The organism is Bordetella sp. FB-8, from assembly GCF_000382185.1.
GTDB lineage: Bacteria > Pseudomonadota > Gammaproteobacteria > Burkholderiales > Burkholderiaceae_B > Bordetella.
On the sequence record NZ_KB907784.1, the window covers coordinates 2724762 to 2745490 of the forward strand.

The following is a 20729-nucleotide window of genomic DNA, read 5'->3' on the forward strand; positions in this document are numbered from 1 at the left end:
AGCATCGGCCTATCCAATTCGTATAAGCGCAAAAGGACAAGCCAATATGAAAGTCGCGATTTTCGGTAGTGGCATCATCGGCGTGGCAAGCGCCTGGTGGCTCAGGCAGGCGGGCCACGACGTGGTGGTAATCGATCGCTGCAGCGGTCCGGCGCGCGAGACCAGCCTGGCCAACGGTGCGCAGATTTCCGTGTCCTATGCCGAACCCTGGGCCAATCCCCAGGCGCCGCTCAAGTTGCTCAAGTGGATGTTCCACGACGATTCGCCGCTGCTGTTTCGCCCGCAGCTGGACTGGCGCCAATGGGCCTGGGGCCTGGCCTTCCTGCGCGAGTGCCTGCCTTCGCGGCTGGCTCCCAACATCCGCGCCATGGTGCGGCTGGCCGAGTACAGCCGCACCACCTTGCAAGGCATGCGCCGCGAGCTGGGTATCGAATACAACCATCTCGAGCGCGGCATCCTCAACTTCTACCGCGATCCGCAGGAGTTCGAGGGCTCGCAGCGCGCCGCCGGCCTGATGCGCGATTTCGGCGTGGAGCGCCGCATCGTCAGCGCCGACGAAGTCGTTGCCATCGAACCGGCCCTGGCGGCGCATCGCGCCCGGATTGTGGGCGGCGATTACACACCCGATGACGAAACCGGCGACGTTCATCTCTTTACCGTCGAACTGGCCAAGCGCTGCGAGGCCGCCGGCGTGCAGTTCCGTTTCGACACCCAGGTCACGCGCCTGCTCGCCTCCGGCGGACAGGTGCAGGCGGCGGAAATCATCGACGCCGATGGCCTCTATGGGCAGATCAAGGCCGATGCCTACGTTGCGGCCCTGGGCAGCCACACGCCGCACCTGGTGCGGCCGCTGGGCGTGGCGTGCAATGTGTATCCGGCCAAGGGCTATTCGGCCACCTTCCCGGTGCGGGACCCGCAGCGCACGCCCATGGTCAGTCTGACCGACAGCAGCTACAAGGTGGTATTCTCGCGCCTTGGCGAGCGCCTGCGCATGGCGGGCACCGCCGAGCTGGCGGGCTACAGCCGCGATCTCAACACCACGCGCTGCGAGGCTATGACCCGGCTTGCACGCGAACTTTTCCCCGACGCGCTCGATTTCGAGAACGTCAGCTACTGGTCGGGCCTGCGCCCGTCCACCCCCTCCAACGTGCCCATCATCGGTCGTACCCACATACCCAACCTGTTCCTCAATACGGGCCACGGTACGCTGGGCTGGACGATGGGCGCCGGTTCCGGACGGGTTCTGGCGGACCTGATCAGCGGTCGCACGCCCGAACCTGATTTTCCCTTCATAGGTCTGTAGGTATCATGAAGAAATCGCAGTTCCCCCGCGTTTTGCGCGCATGGCTGGCCGGCGCCGCGCTGGCTGCCCTGGCTCCCGCCGCCGCCCAGGCGAGCACTCAGATCCAGGTCTGGCACACGCTCACCGGCACAAACAAGTCCGAGTTCGAGAAGCTCGTCAAGCAATACAACAAAGAGCAGAGCGGGGTCGAGGTGAATCTGCGCGCCTTTGTCTCGGAAGCCGAACTCAAGCAGGCGGCCGGGGTGGCCATTCGCGCCAAGCAGGCCCCCAATCTTATGGAGCTGGCCGACAACCATTCGCCCGAAGTGGTTGCCGAGCATGCCGCCATCAAGCCGCTGTACGAACTGCTGGCCAAGTATCCCATCAAGGATGCCAAGTGGTACCTGCCCGCCACGACGAGCTTCGTGCATGACAGCAGGGGCCATCTGCTGGCCTTCCCCTGGATGGCCGAGATTCCGCTGATGTACTACAACATCGACGACTACAAGAAAGCCGGCCTGGATCCGAACCAGCCCGCGCGCACCTGGGCCGACCTGCAGAACCAGGTCCTCAAGATCCGCGACCAGGCCAGGATGGACTGCCCCTTCGCCACCAGCCAGGACGTGATGGTGCACATCGAGAACCTGGCTCCGGTGAACAACCAGGCGCTCACTAGCAATGAAAACGGGCTGGCCGCCAGCAAGGTTGCGCCGACCATGGAGTTCGACATGCTTTACATGCGCCATCTGTCGCTGATGGTGAGCTGGGTCGACTCGCAGATGTATCCCAAGCACAGCAACGACCGCAGCTCGGACGCTGCTTTCGCCAGCGGCGAGTGCGGCATCCTGTTGAGCGGCTCGGGCGCGATGGGCGGGTTCCAGTCCACACGCGGCCTGAATTTCGGCGTGGCGCCCCTGCCTTATTACCCGCAGGCCACCTCCTCGCCGGGCCGCCCCTTCGTAAGCGGCGCGGCTCTGTGGGCCACCGAAGGCCATCCGGCCGGCCAGGATAAGGCCACGGCCGATTTCCTGGCCTGGTTGTCCAAGCCGGTGATCGCCGCCCAATGGACCCAGCATACGGGCTATCTGCCGCTGACCGAAGCCGCCTTCCGCGCTTCGGACGTGTCGTACTACAACCGTATACCGGGCGCTCAGGCCGTGATCGCGTCCATGAGCGGGCCTGAATCGGCGACCAACCGCGGTTTCCGCCTCAACCACTACGACCGCATCCAGGCCGTGTTCGCCAATGCGCTGGATGATGCCTTCGCTGACAAGATGACGCCGGTGGCCGCGCTGGAACTGGCCGCCATGCAGGCGCACTCCTTGGCTGGCGGTGTGTCGGCCGCGCCCCATCACGCGCCTGTTCACCACCTGGTGGCTAGAAAGCCGGTGGTCAAGAAGAAGTAATTCCGGCCCAGGCAAAAGGAGACATCGCAATGAGCAAGTCGACGAAAAAAGCGCTGCGCGAGCAGGTGGCGCGGCGCAACGGCATGATCGTGGCCGGGGCGTTCAACGCCATGAGCGCCAAGGTTGTCGCGGACCAGGGTTTCGAGGCCGTCTACCTCACGGGGGCCGGTCTGACCAATATGCATTACGGCGTGCCCGACCTGGGCATCATCGGCCTGCGCGATGTGGCCGACGCCACCTCGCGAATCCGCGATGCGGTCGACCTGCCGCTCATCGTCGATGCCGACACCGGCTTTGGCAACGCGGTCAACGTGTGGCATACCGTGCGCACGCTCGAGCGCGCCGGTGCCGACGCCATTCAGCTCGAAGACCAGGTCTTTCCCAAGCGCTGCGGCCACTTCGCCGGCAAGGCGGTGGCGCCGCTCGCGGAAATGCTCGACAAGATCCGCGCCGCCGCCGATGCGCGACGCGATGCGGACTTCCAGATCATTGCGCGTACCGATGCGCGGGCGGTGGAGGGGTTCGAGGGCGCCATCGAGCGGGCCGCGCGCTTTGCGGAAGCGGGCGCCGACATTCTCTTTGTCGAGGCCATGACAACGGCCGAGGAGATCCGCGAGATTCCCAAGCGTCTGAGCCATCCGCTGCTCATCAATATCGTGGTCGGCGGCAAGACGCCCACTCTGACCGCCGAAGAACTGGGCAAGCAGGGCTACAGTCTGGTGCTGTACGCCAATGCGGCCCTGCAGGGGGCGGTGCTGGGCATGCAGAAGGCGCTCTCGACCTTGCGCCGCGACGGCAAGCTCGACGAGGATCCCGGCCTGTTGGCGCCTTTCAACGAACGCCAGCGCCTGGTCAGCAAGGATCTCTACGACGAGCTGGAACAGCGCTACGCGCAGCGTTGATCGGCGTTTTGCTTTGATCGCGGCTTTTGCGTTCTTGAGCCGTCCGCCGCGTCTGCGCGGCAGACGCACAATCAATCAAGACTGCCGCATATCATGCGCTGCCGATGGCCCAGGCAAGTCTGCGTCGATGCCTTGAGAGCCTGGTAGTTGGGCCTCTCAGCACTGGCCCAACGGTTTAGAAAATCAACGATCACCGTTCACTTCAAGCCGCCAACGCCCGCGCCTGCCTCTACCGATAACGGGTGGCGCACACCAGCCGGCCCGCCGACCAGACATGGCTTGGTTGCGGCAGTCGCCCCTGTCTGCTCACGGCGGTCAGATCGGCGCGCAGTCCCGCCTGGATGCGTCCGCGGTCGGCCAAGCCTGCGGCCTGCGCGGGATTGCACGTGACCAGGGCCGCGGCCTGAGGCAGGGTCAGGTCCGACTGTTCCAGCACGGTGAACACCGCGGCAATCAGCGTGGACGGCTGGTAGTCCGAGCATAGGCAGTGCGTCACGCCGGCGCGTATGCCGTCGATGGCGCGCATCGATCCGCTCTGGCTGCCGCCGCGCAGCACATTGGGCGCGCCCAGGATGGTGGCCAGGCCACAGGAGGCGGCGGCCTTGGCCGTGTCCAGGTTGATGGGGAATTCGCTGATGGCCACGCCCAGGTTGCGGATGGTGGCGATGCGCTGTACCGAATCGTCGTCGTGGCTGGCCGTGGTCACGCCGGCGCGCTGCGCATGGGCGATCAGGCGTTCGACGCGCTCGATGGCGCCCTGGGCGCCCTTCATCTTGATCTGCGCGGCGTCCTCGGCCTGGACCCGGTCCATGCCGTGATTGCCCATCATGTATTGCAGATAGGACTCGCGCGACTTGAATTGCCCCTGGCCGGGCGAATGGTCCATGACCGACACCATGTCCACCGCGCCTGCGTCGATCAGGGTTTCGATCAGCGGCAGCGCCTTGGGATCGGTGATTTCATAGCGCAGATGCACGCGGTTATCGACCAGGCCCTGCTTGCCAAAGGCGTGGATGGCGCGCGCCAGTTCGGCCGCTGTCTCGTTGTTGCGCACCCCCCATTCCTTGTTGGAGAAGGACAAGGCGTGGTAGGGCGTGGTGATGCCCGACATGGCGTTGCGGCGGTCGACCTGGGCCAGGGCGAAGTCCAGCGGGAATAGCACGTTCGCGCGTGGCTCGGCTTCCTTCTCGATGGCGTCGCAATGCAAGTCGACCAGGCCGGGCATGAGCCACTGGTCCTGCAGATCCACGACCTGTGCGCGGTGGCTGCCGGCCGGTTCGATTGCGGCGATGACGCCGTCCTCGATCAGGACGGCGCTGTTTTCCAGGGTGGCATTGGGCAGAACGACGCGGGCGCGGGTGATGTAGGTGGCGGTCATGGGTGCGACTGCGTGTCAGCGCGCCGCGGCCGCTGTCGGCGCGGCGGCTTGCAGTGGTAGGAGCCGGGTGGCGACTGCGTCGCGCGTGGCTTGGTCATGGAAGATGCCGATCAGGCAGCGGCCGTCTGCCTTGGCGTCGCGGATGAGCTCGATCACCACGGCGCGGTTGTCTGCGTCCAGCGAAGCGGTGGGCTCGTCCAGCAGCAGGATGGGGTGGCCGCCTATCAGGCCGCGCGCGATGTTCACGCGCTGCTGCTCGCCGCCCGAGAACGTGGCGGGCGCCAGGCTCCAGAGGCGTTCGGGTACGTTCAGGCGGGCGAGCAGTTCGGCGGCCTGGTCGCGCGCCGACTCGGCGGGCGCGCCGCGCTGGCGTAGCGGTTCGGCTACCACGTCCAGTGTTGGCACGCGTGGAATCACGTGCAGGAACTGGCTGACGTAGGCGACGGTATGGCGGCGCAGGGCCAGGATCTGCTGTTCCGTGGCCTGGGCGATATCCGTCCACTGCGTACCCTGGCGGATTCCAATGCTGCCTTCGGTCGCCAGGTAGTTGCCATAGAGGCAGCGCAGCAGCGTGCTCTTGCCCGCGCCCGAGGGGCCGGCCAGCACCAGGCAGTCGCCGGGGCCGGCATCGAAGTTCACGGCTTCGAGCACAGGCAGGCGGATGCCGCCCTGATTGTGCAGGGTGAACAGTTTGCGCAGTCCGCGCACTTCAATCATGGATGTGTTGGTCATGTCAGTCTGCGCCCGGCCGCCTGAAAGAGGCGCAAGCGCACTGCGTAGGCAGGGGCGTGGAGCGTGTGGGTTCGTCATGTCAGCGCTGCAGAATCGAAGACACCAGCAATTGAGTATAGGGATGCTGCGGATCATCCAGTATCTGGTCGGTAAGGCCGCTCTCGACCACCCCTCCATCCTTCATGACCAGCGTGCGCTGCGCCAGCAGGCGCGCCACCGCCAGATCATGCGTGACGACGATCGCGGCCAGGTGCAGGTCGGTGACCAGTTGGCGCAGCAAGTCCAGCAGGCGTGCCTGTACCGACACGTCCAGCGAGGCGGTGGGTTCGTCCATGAACACCATGCGCGGATGCGTGACCAGGTTGCGCGCGATCTGCAGGCGCTGCTGCATGCCGCCCGAGAACGAATCGGGGGCGTCGTCCAGTCGGCCCCGATCGATTTCCATCTTGTCCAGCCACTCGCCGGCAGTGGCGCGCAGATCGCCATAGTTGCGGTTGCCGATGGCCATCAGGCGCTCGGCGATATTGGCACCGGCGCTGACCTGCATGCGCAGGCCATCGCGGGCGTGCTGGCGCACGAAGCCCCAGTCGGTGCGCGACAGCACGCGGCGACGCGCGGCCGACAGCGTCTGCAAGTCGACCAGGCCGTCTTCGCGGGTGTCGTACCAGACGCTGCCCGCTTCGGGCCGCACCTGGCACGACACGGCTGAAAGCAAGGTGGATTTGCCCGAGCCGGACTCGCCCACCACACACAGGACCTCGCCGGGATAGAGATCGAAGCTCACGTCGCGACAGCCGTGTATGCCGTCCCAGGTGTGGGTGAGATCGCGCGCCGAAAGCAGTGGCGTGGCGTTCATGCCCGGTCTTCCCTGGTTTTTGCCGTGGCCTGCCCGGTCTGCCTTCCGGCGCAGTACTCGGTGTCTGAGCACACGAAGTGGCGCGTGCCCTGGTCGTCGACGATGATTTCATCGAGAAAGCTGTCGCCCGAGCCGCACAGGCTGCAGCATTCCGACCATTTTTCGATGGTGAAAGGGTAGTCCTCGAAGTCCAGGCTCTTGACGCGGGTGTAGGGAGGCACGGCGTACACGCGTTTTTCGCGGCCGGCGCCAAAGAGCATCAGTGCTGGACTGCGATCGAGCTTGGGGTTGTCGAACTTGGGTATGGGCGATGGCCGCATCATGTAGCGCTCGTTGACGATCACCGGGTAGTCGTACGCGGTGGCAATGTGGCCGTAGCGCGCGATGTCCTCGTACAGCTTGACGTGCATGGCGCCGTATTCGGCCAGCGCGTGCATGGTGCGGGTCTCGGCCTCGCTGGGTTCGAGCCAGCGCAGCGGTTCCGAGATAGGCACCTGGAACACCATCACCTGGCCTTCGGCCAGCGGCGTCTCGGGGATGCGGTGCCGCGTCTGGATGAGGGTTGCCTGGCGGGTGGACTCGGTCGTGCGCACGCCGGTCACGCGGCCGAAGAAACGGCGGATATTGATGGCGTTGGTCGTGTCGTCCGAGCCCTGGTCTATGACCTTGAGCACGTCGTCCGGACCAATGATCGATGCGGTGATCTGGATGCCGCCCGTGCCCCAGCCATAGGGCAAAGGCATCTCGCGGCTGCCGAAGGGCACCTGGCAGCCGGGGATGGCGACGGCCTTGAGCAGGGCGCGGCGCACCATGCGCTTGGTCGATTCGTCCAGATAGCCGAAGTTGTAGTGTTCGTCCCGATCGATTTGCATAGGGGGGGGTTCTTTCATGCTCAGGCCTCGTCGGCGGTTTCATGGCGGGCTGCCGCGGCCCCTTCATTCGCCTTGCCGGCGTGCTCGGCGTGTATGCGGCGCAGCAGCGCGAGTTCGGCCTGAAAGTCGACGTAGTGCGGCAGCTTCAGGTGCTGCACGAAGCCCGAGGCCTCGACGTTGTCGCTGTGGTAGAGCACGAACTCGATGTCGTTGGCCGGACTGCCGCCGGGTTCGCCCAACTCCTGTGCGCGCAGTGAGCGGTCGACCAGGGACATGGCCATGGCCTTGCGTTCGCCGTAGCCGAAGGACAGGCCATAGCCTCGGGTGAGCTTGGGGCATTGCTTGTCGGCGCCGCCGAACTGGCCGACCATCTGGCATTCCGTGATCTCGATTTCGCCCAGGCAAACGTCGAACCCCAGTTCTTCGACGTGCATCTCGACTTCCAGTGTGCCGTAGCGGATCTCGGCCACGAAGGGGTGGGTGTTGCCATAGCCGCGCTGCGTGGAATAGCCCATGGACAGGAGAAATCCCTCATCGCCCCTGGCCAGGTTCTGCAGGCGCGCGCCGCGCTCGGCAGGAAAGCTCAGCGGCTGGCGCGTCAGGTCGGTTCGCGGCGCCGGGTCGCCTGGCGCGGGCTCCTCGGGATCGATAAGCGCCTCCTGCAGCAGCAGATCGGTCACGCGCGAGGTCACGCGTTGCGCGCCATGCGGTACCGGCGGCAGCGCATCGGCCTGGCGCTCGGCCTCCAGGCTAAAGTCCAGAAGGCGCTGCGTGTAGTCGTAGGTTGGCCCCAGCATCTGGCCGCCGGGCAGGTCCTTGAAGGTGGACGATATGCGGCGCTGCAGGACCATGCGGCCAGTATCGATGGGGCACGTATAGCCGAAGCGCGGCAGCGTCGTGCGGTAGGCGCGCAGCAGGAAGATGGCCTCGATCAGGTCGCCGCCGGCCTGCTTGATGGCAAGTGCCGCCAGATGCGGGTCGTACAGCGAGCCTTCGCTCATCACGCGCGACACGGCCAGCGGCATCTGCTCGCGAATTTGCTCCAGCGCGAGTTCGGGCACGGCGGTGTCGCCGCGGCGATACTGGTCGAGCAGCTTGTAGGAATTGAGGATGGCGCGCTCGCCTCCTTTGACGGCAACGTACATGTCAGCTTTCCTGGAGGCCGATGCGGCAGGTGCGGGGCAGGCCGCACAGCAGGCTGCCGTGGGTAAGGATGGCGTCCACGCCCAGCGGAAAGCGCTGGTTGTTGGCCCGCCATTGCGCGAGGAAATCGCTGGGCAGGCCCCGTACGCGCAAGATCTGTTCGTCCTTGATGCCGGGGCCGGTCAGACGCAGGGGGGGGCCGCCTTGCAGTGATTCGACTTCGATGATCAGCGTGGCCGAGCGATCCGGGTAGGCCGGGTCGCCTAGGTCGCACTCGGCGATTGCAGGGAGGGCATGTCCGGCGGGAACCGCCACGAAGGCGGCAAGATCCAGTTTGGGCGTGATGCGGCTGCTGCAATGAAAGCGCAGGAACTGCTCCACGCCGGTGCCCATGCCGCGCGGCAGCCACAGGGGCGCATCGACGTCGATCAAGGTGAGCAGGGTGGCGGTCATGGCCTGCGACAGGCCAGCCGGCACGCCGCTTTGCACATCCAACTCATGCACGCGGCCGGGGCGGGCGAGGGCGTCGAGCAACAGTCGAAAGACGATCTGCGTATCGGCGGGAGCATTGGCGAAACCGGGCAGGATGGCCGCGCCCGCTGCGCAGTTGGAAGTGGCGGCTGCCATCTCAGTCTTCTCCCCGCGCCAGCGTGAAGAAATCCACCTTGGACTGCGCGGCGATGCGCGCCGTGCGGTCGCGGCGCTCATCCGCGGCCCGGGCCAGCGGTTCGATCAGCGCGTCCTGCACGCGGTCATGCCATTGCCCGGTCTGCAGCAGCGCATCGGCCAGCGCGGCCTGTTCGGCGTGGCGCTGCGAGCGGCCGCGCACGTAGGCCACCCCCATGGTGCCGTCGGCCAGCAGCAGGGCGCAGCGCGTCACGGTGAGTTCCCCCAGGTTGAACTGCGAGCCGGTTCCGCCGCTGCGGGCGCGCACCATGGCCATGCCGGTTTCTGGCTTGCGCAGCCACTGATGCGCGGGCAGGGCATCCAGGGCGCGCAAGGCATGGTCCAGTTCGGCAGGGTCGGCCTGAGCAAGCACGCGCATCCATCCCTGGCGCGCTGTCATGGGCTGGGCGTGGGTCGGGGATTTTCCGATGCTTTCCATTTATCCTCTAAACGTCTAGATGATTAGTTGAATGTATTTTCGCAGACCTGGGTATTCAAGCGCAAGTGCATGAATTTAAGATGACAGACTGCTCAGATAATCGAGCACAACGGTGACATAGGGTGGCAATATGACGCCCGGCACGGGCAGGCGGGGAGAGCCCGATGCGGACCCGATAGGAATCGAGAAGGTAAGGAACATGGTTGAAAGAGGATCAGGCATCGCGGTGTGGCGTCAGATCAGCCAATTGCTGGCGGCGGACATACGCAAGAAGATTTACTCCCCAGGGGAGCAGTTGCCCACCGAATCCGAACTGGCGCAGCGCTACGGCGTCAATCGCCATACCGTTCGCCGCGCGATGGCCGAAATCGAGCAGGAGGGGCTGGTGCGCATCGAGCAGGGCCGCGGCACTTTCGTGCACGAGCACGCCATTACCTACGCTCTAGGCAAGCGCACGCGTTTTTCCGAGAACCTGCAGCGTCAAGGGCTGCCGGCGCATGGCGAGTTGCTGGGCAAGCAGAAGCTGCGCAACGCAGAGGCCGCCGTCCACCTGGGACTGGCACGCAACGCCGAACTGCTGCGCATACGCACGCTGGGGCGCTCGGGCAAGCGCGCCATCAGCCTGGCCGAGCATTATCTGGATGCGCAGCGCTTTCCCGGTTTCGCCGAACAGTTCGAGACGCTGCATTCGATTTCCAAGGCCTATGAGCAGTACGGCGTGAGCGACTACACGCGAAAATGGTCGCGTATCACCGCGACCCTGACAGATGCCGAAACGGCCCGCCTGCTGGGCCAGCCCAAGACCCGGCCGGTGCTGCAGGTCGAGGCCTTGAACGTCGACGCGCGCGGCACACCCCTGCAGTACGGCATCACCCGTTTCGGCGGCGATTGGGTGCAGTTGCTCGTCGGCGATTCGGACTGATACATCTATACATCTGCTTGTCACGGACTTTGTCTAGCATCCTCAATCCATGGGAAGGAACTCAGCCATGCATCACACTCTGGCCGGCATCGCAGGCGGACGCATACTCACCGGCAGCGGCCTGCAGGCCGGCGCCCTGGCCTTCGAACGGGGCCGCCTGGCGGCGGCGGGTTCGGGCGCGATGCTCGACGCGGGCGATCTGCTGGTCTTGCCCGGCATCGTCGATTTGCATGGCGATGCTTTCGAACGCGCCGTGATGCCGCGCCCCGGGGTTACCTTTCCCTATGACGTGGCCTTGCACGACGTGGACCGTCAACTGCTGGCCCATGGCATCACCACCGAGTTTCACGGTGTGACCCTTTCCTGGGAGGGCGGGCTGCGCGGCGTGCCCTATGCCCAGCGCATGTTCGACGTTCTGGCGGGCATGCAGCCCGAGCTGGGGGCGCACCACCATGTTCACCTGCGCTTCGAAACCCACAATGTCGACGCGGTGGCCACGGCCCAGGAATGGATACGCCAGGGCTTGGTGCGCTTTCTGGCCTTCAACGACCACCTGCCGAGCATGGTCAAACGTCTGGGCGACGATCGCAAGCTGCTGCAATACGCCGAGCGTGCTGAGTGCGACCTCGACACTTTCCAGGCGCGCATCCGCCAGGCCATGCAGGCTTGCGATCAGGTGGCCGACGCCATGCGCGAATTGGCCGCGACGGCGCGCGAGGCCGGGCTGCGCACCGCCTCGCACGACGATCCGGACGGTGCCACCCGGCGCTATTACCATGCCATGGACTGCCGGGTAGCCGAGTTTCCGCTTACGCGCGAGGCTGCGCAGGTGGCCCGCGAACTGGGCGATCGCATCGTGTTCGGCGGACCGAACGTCGTGCGCGGCCGCAGTCATACGAACGCGCCCGACGCCACCGAGATGATCCGCGCCGGCCTGTGCGACATTCTTACTTCCGACTACTACTACTGCGCGCCGCTGGCTGCCGCCATGCGCCTGGTGCGTGACGGCGTGCTTGCGTTGGAGCAGGCCTGGAACCTGGTATCGCGCAATCCGGCGCTGGCCGCCGGACTGGATGACCGCGGCGTGCTGGCCGAAGGCATGGCGGCCGATCTTATCTTGGTCGACGACAGCAATCCCGCGCTGCCGCGCGTGTGCGCGGCGATCGTGAACGGCATCCTGTGCTACGCCAGCCGCCAGTTCCCCATCCTTGCGCGAGCGGCCTGAGGCGGGCGGTCCGGAATATGCCGCTTGCCTATCGCTACGCGCTCTATTTCGCGCCGCCCGCGCCTTGGCGCGAGGCGGGCAACGCATGGCTGGGCCGCTGCCCGCAGACCGGCGCGGCAATCGCGCCGGCCGCCGGCGCCGACCCGCGCCAGCCGGACTGGACCCGCGATCCGCGCCGCTATGGCTTGCATGCCACGCTCAAGCCGCCGTTTCGCCTGAAGGCTGGCACCGGCGTGCAGGGTCTGGATCTTGCCGTGCGCGCATTGGCCGCGCGCACACGGCCCTTCGAGGCGTTCCTGCGGTGCTGCGAGCTGCGCGGTTTTCTGGCATGGTGCCTGGCTGACGACGCGCAAGCGCAGGCCAGCATGCGGGCGCTGGCAGGCCAGGCGGTGCGGTCGCTGGACGATTGGCGCGCACCGCCTTGCGCGGCCGAGCTGGAACGCCGCCGCAAGGCGCCGCTCGGTCCGGAACACGAAGCCATGCTGCGGCGCTGGGGCTACCCTTATGTCTTCGATCAATTCGTGTTCCACATCACCTTGTCGAACAAGCTGCAAGGGTCGCAGCTCGAAGACGCCGGACGGCAGATCCGGCTCATGAGCGAGCCGCTGCTGCGCGAACCCATGCCGGTAAGCTCCGTGAGTCTGTACGTGCAGCCCCAGGCACAGGCGCCTTTCCTGGTGGCGCGCCACTACGGTTTCGACGGCACGACGGCCGACGGCGCCGGCGCCGTTTATCTGGACGAAAGCGGGTGAGCGGTCTGGGCGCTGGTCTGGTCTATCTGATGGGCGCTTCGGGCAGCGGCAAGGACACTTTGCTGAGTCTGGCGCAGACGAGGCTAACCGGTGCGGATCGCATCGCGGTGGCGCGGCGGGTCATAACCCGGCCCGGCAGCGTCCATGAAGCCAGCCTGGAAGTGACCGAAGCGCAGTTCGAGCAGATGAACCAGGCAGGCCGCTTCGCCATGCAGTGGAGCAGTCATGGACTGCGTTACGGCATCGGCGTCGAAATCGACGCGTGGCTTGCCCAGGGGCAGGTGGTGATCGTCAACGGCTCGCGCGGCTATCTGCCGCAGGCGCTGGCACGCTATCCGGCCATATCGGCCGTGCAAATCCATGTCGACCGCAATGTGCTGGCGCAGCGCCTGGCGTCTCGTGGCCGTGAGACGCCGGAGCAAATATCCCGACGCCTGGCGCAGGCGGTGCCGGATGGCGAACTGAACGTGCCGCCGCCGGGCACGCTGCACGGGCTGGACAACAATGCGGCGCCCGACGCGGCGGCGCAACGCCTGCTGGATATCGCGCATGCCTTGCTGAACCCCTCCCTGCGCAATCACGTCGACTAGGATGCGCCGATTGGCCGTGCATGGGCGGCCTCTGGCCGCCCATGTCCATTCAAGCCCTGCGCAGCCTTTCCACCATGGGCAGGTAGTGCGACAGCGGTGGCGTTGCGGCCTGCACGTCCTTGGCCAGATCGTCGTAGCGGCGCAGGCGCAAGGCCGCCTCGGCATGCGGCTGCGCAATGAATGCCTCGGCGCCAGCGTCGTCGAAAGAACCGCCTTGCAATGCCAGGCTGTTTTTCGAGGCCTGCGACAAGGTGTCGTAATAGGCAGCGTCCACGGCGCATAGATAGCGCTTGGCCGCCACATGCAGGCGTATGGGCTCGGTGACCTCGGGCCCCATCAGCGTGGCCAGCGCCGAGGCGCCGACTTCCTGGTGCCTCATGTCCTGCGTCTGGCTCGACGCCTGCAGCAGGTGGCCCAGGTCGTGCAGCAGGGCGGCGGCGATGAGCGCGGGTTCTTCGCCGGCCTGTTCGGCAAGGTGGGCGCACTGCAGCGCGTGCTGCGTCTGGGTAACGTCTTCCGATCCGTAGAAGGCCGTGCCGTAACCGTCGAAAAGCGCCTTGATCCGATCCAGGGTGATGGCCTGGTCTTGCATGTCGATGACCTCGTTCATAGTCCCTCCGATCCTAGTTTCCAAGCTCCAGTATGCAGGGACGAGATGACCAGGCCGTGAAGAGGCGCTGTCATCGAACCGAAAGACGCGTGTCATTGAAGCTACATATAACGCATATAAAGTTCCGCCCAGCGATTCATTGCGTGTCGATATATGGCATCGATACCGATGAGCGTCAAGCCGGAGGCGTGTGTGGAAAGCAAGTTTGATGTCGTTGTTGTCGGAGCGGGAATCGTCGGGCTTTCGACGGCGCTCGCCGCGGCGAAGAAGGGCAAGCGCGTCGCCGTGCTGGACCGCAGCGCCCGGGCCACCGGCGCGTCCATCCGCAATTTCGGCTTCGTCACGATAACGGGTCAGCAGGCCGGCGAACACTGGGCGCGCGCCCTGCGCAGCCGCGACATCTGGCTGCAGGTGGTCGAGCAGACCGGCATCGATGTGGTCCACCGCGGCCTGTTGCTGCCTGCCCGGCGCAGCGAAGCCGCGCAGGTGCTGCATGCGTTTCACGCTACGCCCATGGGGCAGGCCTGCCGGATGGTGACTCGCGAGGAAGCGGCACAGATGGTGCCTGCACTGCGCACGGACGGCGTGCGAGAAATTCTCTACAGCCCGCATGAAATCCGCGTGGAGTCCGTCCAGGCGATCCCCAGGATCGCCGCGTGGCTCGCCGAAAGGCACGGGGTCTCGTTTCAATGGAGCACGGCCGTCCATGCGATCGAGGACCATTGCGTTCATACCAGCCGCGGCGCCGTCCAGGCCGATTCCATCGTGGTGTGCCCGGGAGACGACCTGTCCACGCTCTTTCCCGAGCGGATCGGGCTGTACGGGCTGAAGATATGCACGCTGCAGATGCTGCGGCTCGCGGTCGACGGCGCGCAGGTGCGGCTGGGCGCCGCGGTGATGTCCGACATGAGCCTGGCGCGCTACGAAGGCTTCGATGCCTTGCCCGAGGCCCGCGCGTTGGCCCGCAAGCTGGATGAACAAGAGCGCGAGAGCCGCGAAGCAGGCATTCATTTGATCGTAGTCCAGTCGGCGGACGGCTCGCTGGTCGTGGGCGACAGCCATGTCTATGGCGCGAGCCAGGAGCCGTTCGCGCAAACCCGTTTCGACGAACTGATACTTGACGAGTTTGACCGGGTTTTCGATCTGCCGCGGCGTAAGGTCGTGCAGCGCTGGGTCGGCTCCTACGTTTCGGCCAGCGACCGCACGGTGCTCGTGGACCAGCCGGCCGATCACATCCGTCTCGTCATGGTGACGGGAGGAACCGGTGCCTCGACTGGCTTCGCGCTGGGCGAGCAAGTCGTGGCCGAGTTGTATTCGTGAAATCACTGCAAGAGAAAAAGGCTCAGGCAGGCATGGAAAAGCTAAGTGCGGTCGTCTTCGACTGGGCCGGGACCGTGATGGATTTCGGTTCCTTCGCGCCCATGGGCGTCTTTGTCGAGGCCTTCAGGCAATTCGGTGTCGACGCCTCGATAGCCGAGGCCCGCGAACCGATGGGCCGGCCCAAGTGGGACCACATCGATGCCATGCTCAAAATCCCACGCATCCGCGAGGCCTGGACGGCGCGGCATGGCAGGCAGCCCCAGCCGGCCGACGTCGACGACATCTATCGCGTCTTCGTGCCCATGAATGAAGAAGTCGTGCACCGCTACGCGAATCTGATTCCCGGCGCGCGTGAGACCGCCCAGGCGCTGCGCGCCCGCGGTCTGAAGATCGGCTCGACCACAGGCTATACGCGCTCGATCATGGCGCGCGTGCTGCCGCTTGCCAAAGAGCAGGGCTACGAGGTCGACAACCTCGTGTGCGCCGGCGATCTGCCCGAAGGCCGGCCGACGCCGATGAATATGTACAAGTGCTTTCTCGATCTGGGTGTGTGGCCTGCCCACGCGGTGGTCAAGGTCGACGATACCGGCGTGGGCATCGAAGAGGGTGCGCGCGCCGGATGCTGGACCGTGGGCGTGGCATTGAGCGGCAACGAGGCCGGCCTGACCGCGGACGAGGTTCGGCAGGCCGATCCGGCCGCGCTGGACGCGGTGCGCCGCAGGGCGGCGCTGGCCCTGCAGGCGCACGGCGCGCATTACGTGATCGACACGGTGGCGGATCTGATGCCCGTCATCGACGATATTGAACGCAAATTGGCGCAGGGTCTGCGTCCATGAATTACTCAACGAGGTATTACATGAAAACCGATCGCATGCAGGGCAAGATAAAAGTATTGGCGGCGGGCGTGTTCTGTGCGCTCGCTTCGATGGCGGCCCTGCCGGCCTGGGCCGACGCGGGCGTCGTCACGGTCTATTCGGCCGACGGCCTGCACGACGGCAAGGGCAGCTGGTACGAAACCGAATTCGCCCAATTCACGAAAGAAACCGGCATCAAGGTTCAATACGTCGAAGGCGGTTCGGGCGTCGTGGTCGAGCGCTTGATCAAGGAAAAATCCAACCCGCAGGCCGATGTCCTGGTGACCTTGCCGCCATTCATCCAGCGCGCGCAGGCCCAGGGCCTGCTGCAGAAGTTCCGTCCCACGGACGCGGCGCGCATCGAAGGCGGCACCGATAGCTACCAGCCGCTGGTCAACAACTACACAAATTTCATCTACAACGCCTCTGCGATCAAGCAAGCGCCCAAGACCTTTGCCGATCTGCTCGATCCCAAATTCAAGGGCAAGATCCAGTACTCGACACCCGGACAGGCCGGCGACGGCACTGCCGTGATGCTGCTGGTCAACCACGCATTCGGCGGCAAGGACGCCGGCTTTGAATACCTCAAGAAGCTGCAGGACAACAATGTCGGTCCGTCCGCTTCCACCGGAAAGCTGACCGCGCTGGTCAACAAGTCGGAGCTGTACGTGGCCAATGGCGATCTGCAGATGAACATGGTGCAGATGAAAGACAACCCGAACATCCGCGTGTTCTGGCCCGCGGGTCCGGACGGCGTGCGCACGGCCATGTCCCTGCCGTACTACGTCGGCCTGGTGAACGGCGCGCCTGATTCGAACAACGGCAAAAAGCTGATCGAGTTTCTGCTTTCCAAGAAAGCGCAGTCCACGGTTTCGTCGGTTGCCTACGGCCTGCCGGTGCGCAAGGACGTGACTCCGACCGATGCCAACTACAAGAGCTTTCACGCCGCAATGCAGGGTGTGAAGATCTGGACGCCGGACTGGAACAGTGTGCTGCAGGACCTCACCGCTGACGTTGCGCGCTGGCGCCAGGTCACGGGGAGCTGATGTGACGAGCCCCACGCTTGCCCGCTTCGCGCCTTGCCAGGAAAGCGCGTCGGCGCCCTGGACGCTGTCCGGCGGCATCGACGCGGCCGATTCGGCCGTCGTTTCTGCCGGTTCCCTCAAGGGTGCGCAGGCCTCGCGCGACGCGATCGGCGGTTCGTCCGTTTCCTTCGAGCAGGTGAGCGTGGCTTATCGCGGCAACGTGGTGCTCAAGCCGCTGGACCTGAAGATTGAGGCCGGCGAGTTCCTCGCGCTGATCGGGCCGTCCGGATCGGGCAAGACGACCGCGCTGCGGGCCGTCGCCGGATTCGTGCGGCCGGCCAGCGGACGCATACGCATCGGCGAGGTCGATGTCACCGACCTGCCTCCCTACGAGCGCGGCCTGGGTATGGCCGTGCAAAATTACGCCCTGTTCCCGCACATGCGCGTGGAACAGAACGTGGCCTTCGGCCTGAAGGCGCAGCGCGTCGAGAAGCCGCTGATCGCCGAACGCGTGAAGGAAGCGCTGCGCATCGTCGGCATGACGCAATACGCCGGTCGCTATCCGCGCGAGCTCTCCGGCGGCCAGCAGCAGCGCGTGGCCATCGCGCGCGCGCTGGCGGTGCGCCCGCGCGTGCTGCTGCTGGACGAGCCGCTCTCGGCGCTGGACGCCCAGATCCGCCGCAGCATGGTCGAGGAACTGGCCCGCCTGCACCGCGAGTTGCCGCACCTGACCGTGCTGTATGTGACGCACGACCAGAGCGAGGCGCTGACGCTGGCCGACCGGATTGCGATCATGCGCGACGGCCAGGTGAGCGCGCACGGCCAGACCATGCAGCTCTACCACCGTCCGCCGAACCGCTTCGCCGCCGAATTCCTGGGCCGCGCAAATCTGATGCCGGCCGTGGTCGAGGCGCCGGTCAATGCGACCGGGGTCGCCCGGGTGCGGGTCGGCTCGTTCTCGATACAGGCCAGCAGCGGCGAGGTCGCACCGGGCGCGCGGCGCCTGCTGTGTGTGCGTCCGCAGAATATGACGCTGCAACGCGGCGACTCCGACCACAATACCCTGACCGGCATCCTGCGGTCGGTGCACTGGCAGGGGGAACTCACGCACATCGCGCTGGATGTCGAGGACATCCCGGTGCGCGTGGTGCTGACGCGGCCGATCGCGCTGCCGCAGACAGGCGGTCGCATGGACATCCACTTTTCCGCCGACGACGCGAGCCTGATTCCGGATGAGGCGCATGCCTGAAATCCTGGCTATGCGCCTGCGCGCAACGCCCCACCTGCGCAACGCCGGATGGGTCGCGGTGCCCATACTGGTCATTGCATGCCTGTTTTTCTATCCCTTGGCGCTGATCGCGCGTCAGGCTTTTACCGACGATTCGGGAGCGGTGGCGATCCGGCCGTTCTTCGATGTGCTGCATTCCAGGTACTTCGGGCATGCGCTTCTGAACACGATCGAGATCGCCACATCGGCGACCGCCGGGTGCCTCGTGCTCGGCCTGGCGCTTGCGCTGATCCTGACCTTCGTGCCTTTTCCCGGATGCGTCCTGGTCGCGCGCCTGATCGACACCTTCATTGCCTTGCCCACTTTTCTGGTCACCCTGGCCTTTACCTTCATCTACGGATCGGCGGGCATCCTGAACAGCCTGCTGCAGCAGCATTTCGGCTTCGCTCAGCCTCCCGTGCAGTTTCTCTATTCGGCGTGGGGTGTGGTGCTCGCCGAAATCACGGTCTACCTGCCTTTCGTGCTGCGGCCCCTGCTCGCCAGTCTTTCACTGATGGACCCGGGCCAGATCGAGGTGGCGAGCACCCTGGGTGCGCGGCCGTGGCAGATCATCCGCCAGGTCATCCTGCCCGCGGCATTTCCGGCGCTGATCGCCGGTGGCAGCCTCTGCCTGCTGCTCACGATCAACGAGTTCGGCGTCGTGCTGTTCATCGGCGCCAAGGGTGTGACGACGCTGCCGTTGTTGATCTACAGCAAGGCAATCCAGGAATCGGATTACCAGTCCGCCTGCGTCATTGCCGTGGTCAATATTGTGCTTTCGCTCGGATTGTTCGGCCTTTACCGCGCCGCCGCGCGCCGCCTGGGAGCCTGAGCCATGCTGGTCTGGTCGCGTTCGGGACGCATCGCCATCTGGTCGCTCGCCGCGTTGCTGCTGGGCGTGCTGTTCTTCGCTCCGCTGGCCGTCATTGTGATGGCGAGCTTTGCCGGTCAATGGAACGGCGCATTGCCGAGCATCCCGACGCTGACCCACTACCGCGATGTCTTCACCGGCGACAACGGCAATGCCATCAGGGCGAGCCTGGCGACGGGGCTCATTGCCAGTTCGGCGGCGCTGGTCATGGGCACGTGGGCTGCGTTGGCGCTGCGCCTGCAGGGCGAGCGTTGGCAGAAGCGGCTGGGGTGGCTGTTTTTCGTACCCAGCGCGGTGCCGTCGGTTTCGGTCGGCCTGGGCTTGCTGGTGGCGTTCAGTCAGCGTCCCGTCCTGCTGAACGGCACGGTCGCAATCGTGATAATTGCGCACTTCGTGTTGATATCGGCCTTCACTTTCGGCAATGTATCGGCGGGCCTGTCGCGCCTGCCTCCCGATTTCGAGCAGATCGCCTCCAGTCTGGGGGCTCGCCCCGGCTACCGTCTGCGCCATGTGACGCTGCCGATGATCGCGCCTTATCTGCTCGCCGCGTTCGGTCTGAGTTTTGCGATGTCGATGGGGGAACTCGGGGCGACTGTCATGGTCTATCCGCCTGGCTGGGTGACCTCGCCTGTCACGATCTTCAGCCTGACCGATCGCGGCGCCGTCTTTTCCGGTGCCGCGCTGACGATCGTGCTGATCGCCACGACGCTGCTGCTGCTGCTTGCGCTGGAGCGCATCTCGGTCAAGGCCTCGCCCGCGCGCTAGCGCGGCAAAGCGGCTCTTAGTGGCAGAACTCCGGTTCGCTGCGCATCAGGCGCCGGCGTACGCTGTCCAGGTGGGCACGGGCGCTGGCGGGATCCTCAGCCATCATCTGCGCGGCAGTCTTGGCCGCGATGTCGGGCGCAACAGGCTTGAGCTTGCGATTCATGGATGCAGCCAGGCGTTGCGCCTGGGCGGCGCGTTCCAGGTAGTACAGATCGTCCCAGGCCCGGGCGATCGAGTCGCCCAGAACCATCACGCCATGGTTCTTCATGAAGACGATATCGGCCTGATCGTCCAGGGTGGCCGCGATGCGGTCGCCCTCGGATTCGTCCAGCGCCAGGCCGTTGTAGTTCTCGTCCACCGCGACGCGGCCCCAGAATTTCAGCGCGGTCTGGCCGACCCACAGCAGTGGGTCGCCCTCGACCAGGCACAGCGCCGTGGCGTTGGGCATATGGGTATGGAACACCGCGCGGGCGCGCCGATGGCGCAGGTGTACGCGCGCATGAATGTAGAAGGCCGTGGCCTCCGGTCTGCCCTGGCCGTGCACGACGTTGCCGTGCAGGTCGCATACCAACAGGCTGCCCGCCGTGATCTCGTCGAAAGCCAGGCCGTAGGCATTGACGAGAAAGAACTCGTCGCTGCCCGGCAGCATGGCCGAGAAGTGGTTGCAGATGCCTTCGCCCATGCCCAGGCGCGCGGCCATGCGAAAGCTCGCGGCCAAGTCAAGCCGTGCCTCGCGCACCGCATGCGCATCCAAGGCCGCCAGCCTGGCGACGGCGGCATCGGTCAAGCCCTGCACTGCGTTCATGGCGTGGGCCATATCCCGTTCCTTCGTATTGCGGCGCAAGGCCGATG

At 65.6% G+C, this 20729-nt stretch carries 22 protein-coding genes; 13 read left to right on the top strand and 9 right to left on the bottom strand.

Annotated elements, in window-relative coordinates:
* Window positions 1-46: 46 nt before the first annotated feature.
* The 3 genes from H143_RS0113040 to H143_RS0113050 are packed head-to-tail and all read left to right on the top strand — an operon-like array spanning window position 47 to window position 3590.
* On the top strand, window positions 47-1303 hold the full coding sequence (locus H143_RS0113040; protein WP_019938689.1) for a D-amino acid dehydrogenase: 1257 nt from the start codon (window positions 47-49) through the stop codon (window positions 1301-1303).
* 5 nt (window positions 1304-1308) lie between these two features.
* Entirely contained in the window at window positions 1309-2688 is a 1380-nt protein-coding gene (locus H143_RS0113045; protein ID WP_019938690.1) for an extracellular solute-binding protein, read from the top strand.
* Window positions 2689-2717: 29 nt separating this feature from the next.
* On the top strand, window positions 2718-3590 hold the full coding sequence (locus tag H143_RS0113050) for an oxaloacetate decarboxylase (protein ID WP_019938691.1): 873 nt from the start codon (window positions 2718-2720) through the stop codon (window positions 3588-3590).
* 229 nt (window positions 3591-3819) lie between these two features.
* Here H143_RS0113050 and H143_RS0113055 read toward each other — a convergent pair whose 3' ends face one another.
* From H143_RS0113055 to phnG, 7 genes are all read right to left on the bottom strand, one after another.
* Complete coding sequence (locus tag H143_RS0113055; RefSeq protein WP_019938692.1) at window positions 3820-4968, bottom strand: alpha-D-ribose 1-methylphosphonate 5-triphosphate diphosphatase; 1149 nt, start codon at window positions 4966-4968, stop codon at window positions 3820-3822.
* Window positions 4969-4983: 15 nt separating this feature from the next.
* Window positions 4984-5700, bottom strand: coding sequence for a phosphonate C-P lyase system protein PhnL (phnL, locus tag H143_RS0113060; RefSeq protein ID WP_019938693.1), 717 nt, complete (start codon window positions 5698-5700; stop codon window positions 4984-4986).
* Window positions 5701-5779: 79 nt separating this feature from the next.
* The gene (gene phnK, locus H143_RS0113065; RefSeq protein WP_019938694.1) at window positions 5780-6556 is read right to left on the bottom strand and encodes a phosphonate C-P lyase system protein PhnK; all 777 of its coding nucleotides are present in this window, start codon (window positions 6554-6556) and stop codon (window positions 5780-5782) included.
* Entirely contained in the window at window positions 6553-7446 is an 894-nt protein-coding gene (locus tag H143_RS0113070) for an alpha-D-ribose 1-methylphosphonate 5-phosphate C-P-lyase PhnJ (RefSeq protein ID WP_033365495.1), read from the bottom strand. Before H143_RS0113070 ends, phnK begins: the two co-directional genes overlap by 4 nt.
* A 2-nt stretch (window positions 7447-7448) precedes the next feature.
* A complete protein-coding gene (locus H143_RS0113075) occupies window positions 7449-8573 on the bottom strand; it encodes a carbon-phosphorus lyase complex subunit PhnI (RefSeq protein WP_019938696.1) in 1125 nt (374 codons plus the stop codon).
* A gap of 1 nt (window position 8574) precedes the next feature.
* The gene (gene phnH / locus H143_RS0113080) at window positions 8575-9198 is read right to left on the bottom strand and encodes a phosphonate C-P lyase system protein PhnH (RefSeq protein WP_019938697.1); all 624 of its coding nucleotides are present in this window, start codon (window positions 9196-9198) and stop codon (window positions 8575-8577) included.
* Window position 9199: 1 nt separating this feature from the next.
* Window positions 9200-9676, bottom strand: coding sequence for a phosphonate C-P lyase system protein PhnG (phnG, locus tag H143_RS0113085; protein WP_033365497.1), 477 nt, complete (start codon window positions 9674-9676; stop codon window positions 9200-9202).
* Between the two features lie 199 nt (window positions 9677-9875).
* On the opposite strand from phnG, the gene phnF reads away from it, so the two are divergent.
* The 4 genes from phnF to phnN all read left to right on the top strand — a co-directional run bounded on the left by phnF (window position 9876) and on the right by phnN (window position 13165).
* Complete coding sequence (phnF, locus tag H143_RS0113090; RefSeq protein WP_026350025.1) at window positions 9876-10598, top strand: phosphonate metabolism transcriptional regulator PhnF; 723 nt, start codon at window positions 9876-9878, stop codon at window positions 10596-10598.
* 67 nt (window positions 10599-10665) lie between these two features.
* Window positions 10666-11823 carry an alpha-D-ribose 1-methylphosphonate 5-triphosphate diphosphatase gene (locus H143_RS0113095; protein WP_019938700.1) on the top strand — a complete coding sequence of 386 codons (1158 nt, stop codon included), beginning with the start codon at window positions 10666-10668 and terminating at the stop codon, window positions 11821-11823.
* 17 nt (window positions 11824-11840) lie between these two features.
* On the top strand, window positions 11841-12575 hold the full coding sequence (locus tag H143_RS0113100; protein WP_019938701.1) for a DUF1045 domain-containing protein: 735 nt from the start codon (window positions 11841-11843) through the stop codon (window positions 12573-12575).
* Window positions 12572-13165, top strand: coding sequence for a phosphonate metabolism protein/1,5-bisphosphokinase (PRPP-forming) PhnN (gene phnN, locus H143_RS0113105; protein WP_019938702.1), 594 nt, complete (start codon window positions 12572-12574; stop codon window positions 13163-13165). The genes H143_RS0113100 and phnN overlap by 4 nt, the downstream gene beginning before the upstream one ends.
* A gap of 49 nt (window positions 13166-13214) precedes the next feature.
* On the opposite strand, the gene H143_RS0113110 is transcribed toward phnN, so the two are convergent.
* Window positions 13215-13775: a phosphonate degradation HD-domain oxygenase gene (locus H143_RS0113110; RefSeq protein ID WP_019938703.1), complete on the bottom strand. Its 561-nt coding sequence runs from the start codon at window positions 13773-13775 to the stop codon at window positions 13215-13217.
* A 192-nt stretch (window positions 13776-13967) separates the two neighbouring features.
* On the opposite strand from H143_RS0113110, the gene H143_RS0113115 reads away from it, so the two are divergent.
* Genes H143_RS0113115 through H143_RS0113140 form a run of 6 tightly spaced genes read left to right on the top strand, consistent with a single transcriptional unit; the run spans window position 13968 to window position 19877 of the window.
* The gene (locus tag H143_RS0113115; RefSeq protein ID WP_026350027.1) at window positions 13968-15095 is read left to right on the top strand and encodes a TIGR03364 family FAD-dependent oxidoreductase; all 1128 of its coding nucleotides are present in this window, start codon (window positions 13968-13970) and stop codon (window positions 15093-15095) included.
* Between the two features lie 32 nt (window positions 15096-15127).
* Window positions 15128-15931, top strand: a complete 804-nt coding sequence (phnX, locus tag H143_RS0113120; protein ID WP_019938705.1) for a phosphonoacetaldehyde hydrolase — start codon at window positions 15128-15130, stop codon at window positions 15929-15931.
* Window positions 15932-15951: 20 nt separating this feature from the next.
* Window positions 15952-16995, top strand: a complete 1044-nt coding sequence (locus tag H143_RS0113125) for a 2-aminoethylphosphonate ABC transporter substrate-binding protein (protein WP_019938706.1) — start codon at window positions 15952-15954, stop codon at window positions 16993-16995.
* Between the two features lies 1 nt (window position 16996).
* Window positions 16997-18223 carry an ABC transporter ATP-binding protein gene (locus tag H143_RS0113130; protein ID WP_019938707.1) on the top strand — a complete coding sequence of 409 codons (1227 nt, stop codon included), beginning with the start codon at window positions 16997-16999 and terminating at the stop codon, window positions 18221-18223.
* Window positions 18216-19073, top strand: a complete 858-nt coding sequence (locus H143_RS0113135; protein WP_026350029.1) for a 2-aminoethylphosphonate ABC transporter permease subunit — start codon at window positions 18216-18218, stop codon at window positions 19071-19073. Before H143_RS0113130 ends, H143_RS0113135 begins: the two co-directional genes overlap by 8 nt.
* Window positions 19074-19076: 3 nt before the next feature.
* Entirely contained in the window at window positions 19077-19877 is an 801-nt protein-coding gene (locus H143_RS0113140) for an ABC transporter permease subunit (RefSeq protein WP_019938709.1), read from the top strand.
* A gap of 16 nt (window positions 19878-19893) precedes the next feature.
* Here the strand turns inward: H143_RS0113140 and H143_RS0113145 are convergent, their stop codons facing one another.
* On the bottom strand, window positions 19894-20694 hold the full coding sequence (locus H143_RS0113145; RefSeq protein WP_019938710.1) for an aldolase: 801 nt from the start codon (window positions 20692-20694) through the stop codon (window positions 19894-19896).
* Window positions 20695-20729: the final 35 nt, after the last annotated feature.

Coding starts and splice junctions, on each gene's coding strand:
- H143_RS0113040 (WP_019938689.1), top strand. CDS start 47: ATGAAAGTCGCGATTTTCGGTAGTGGCATCATCGGCGTGGCAAGCGCC.
- H143_RS0113045 (WP_019938690.1), top strand. CDS start 1,309: ATGAAGAAATCGCAGTTCCCCCGCGTTTTGCGCGCATGGCTGGCCGGC.
- H143_RS0113050 (WP_019938691.1), top strand. CDS start 2,718: ATGAGCAAGTCGACGAAAAAAGCGCTGCGCGAGCAGGTGGCGCGGCGC.
- H143_RS0113055 (WP_019938692.1), bottom strand. CDS start 4,968: ATGACCGCCACCTACATCACCCGCGCCCGCGTCGTTCTGCCCAATGCC.
- phnL (WP_019938693.1), bottom strand. CDS start 5,700: ATGACCAACACATCCATGATTGAAGTGCGCGGACTGCGCAAACTGTTC.
- phnK (WP_019938694.1), bottom strand. CDS start 6,556: ATGAACGCCACGCCACTGCTTTCGGCGCGCGATCTCACCCACACCTGG.
- H143_RS0113070 (WP_033365495.1), bottom strand. CDS start 7,446: ATGAAAGAACCCCCCCCTATGCAAATCGATCGGGACGAACACTACAAC.
- H143_RS0113075 (WP_019938696.1), bottom strand. CDS start 8,573: ATGTACGTTGCCGTCAAAGGAGGCGAGCGCGCCATCCTCAATTCCTAC.
- phnH (WP_019938697.1), bottom strand. CDS start 9,198: ATGGCAGCCGCCACTTCCAACTGCGCAGCGGGCGCGGCCATCCTGCCC.
- phnG (WP_033365497.1), bottom strand. CDS start 9,676: ATGGAAAGCATCGGAAAATCCCCGACCCACGCCCAGCCCATGACAGCG.
- phnF (WP_026350025.1), top strand. CDS start 9,876: ATGGTTGAAAGAGGATCAGGCATCGCGGTGTGGCGTCAGATCAGCCAA.
- H143_RS0113095 (WP_019938700.1), top strand. CDS start 10,666: ATGCATCACACTCTGGCCGGCATCGCAGGCGGACGCATACTCACCGGC.
- H143_RS0113100 (WP_019938701.1), top strand. CDS start 11,841: ATGCCGCTTGCCTATCGCTACGCGCTCTATTTCGCGCCGCCCGCGCCT.
- H143_RS0113110 (WP_019938703.1), bottom strand. CDS start 13,775: ATGAACGAGGTCATCGACATGCAAGACCAGGCCATCACCCTGGATCGG.
- phnX (WP_019938705.1), top strand. CDS start 15,128: ATGGAAAAGCTAAGTGCGGTCGTCTTCGACTGGGCCGGGACCGTGATG.
- H143_RS0113125 (WP_019938706.1), top strand. CDS start 15,952: ATGAAAACCGATCGCATGCAGGGCAAGATAAAAGTATTGGCGGCGGGC.
- H143_RS0113135 (WP_026350029.1), top strand. CDS start 18,216: ATGCCTGAAATCCTGGCTATGCGCCTGCGCGCAACGCCCCACCTGCGC.
- H143_RS0113140 (WP_019938709.1), top strand. CDS start 19,077: ATGCTGGTCTGGTCGCGTTCGGGACGCATCGCCATCTGGTCGCTCGCC.
- H143_RS0113145 (WP_019938710.1), bottom strand. CDS start 20,694: ATGGCCCACGCCATGAACGCAGTGCAGGGCTTGACCGATGCCGCCGTC.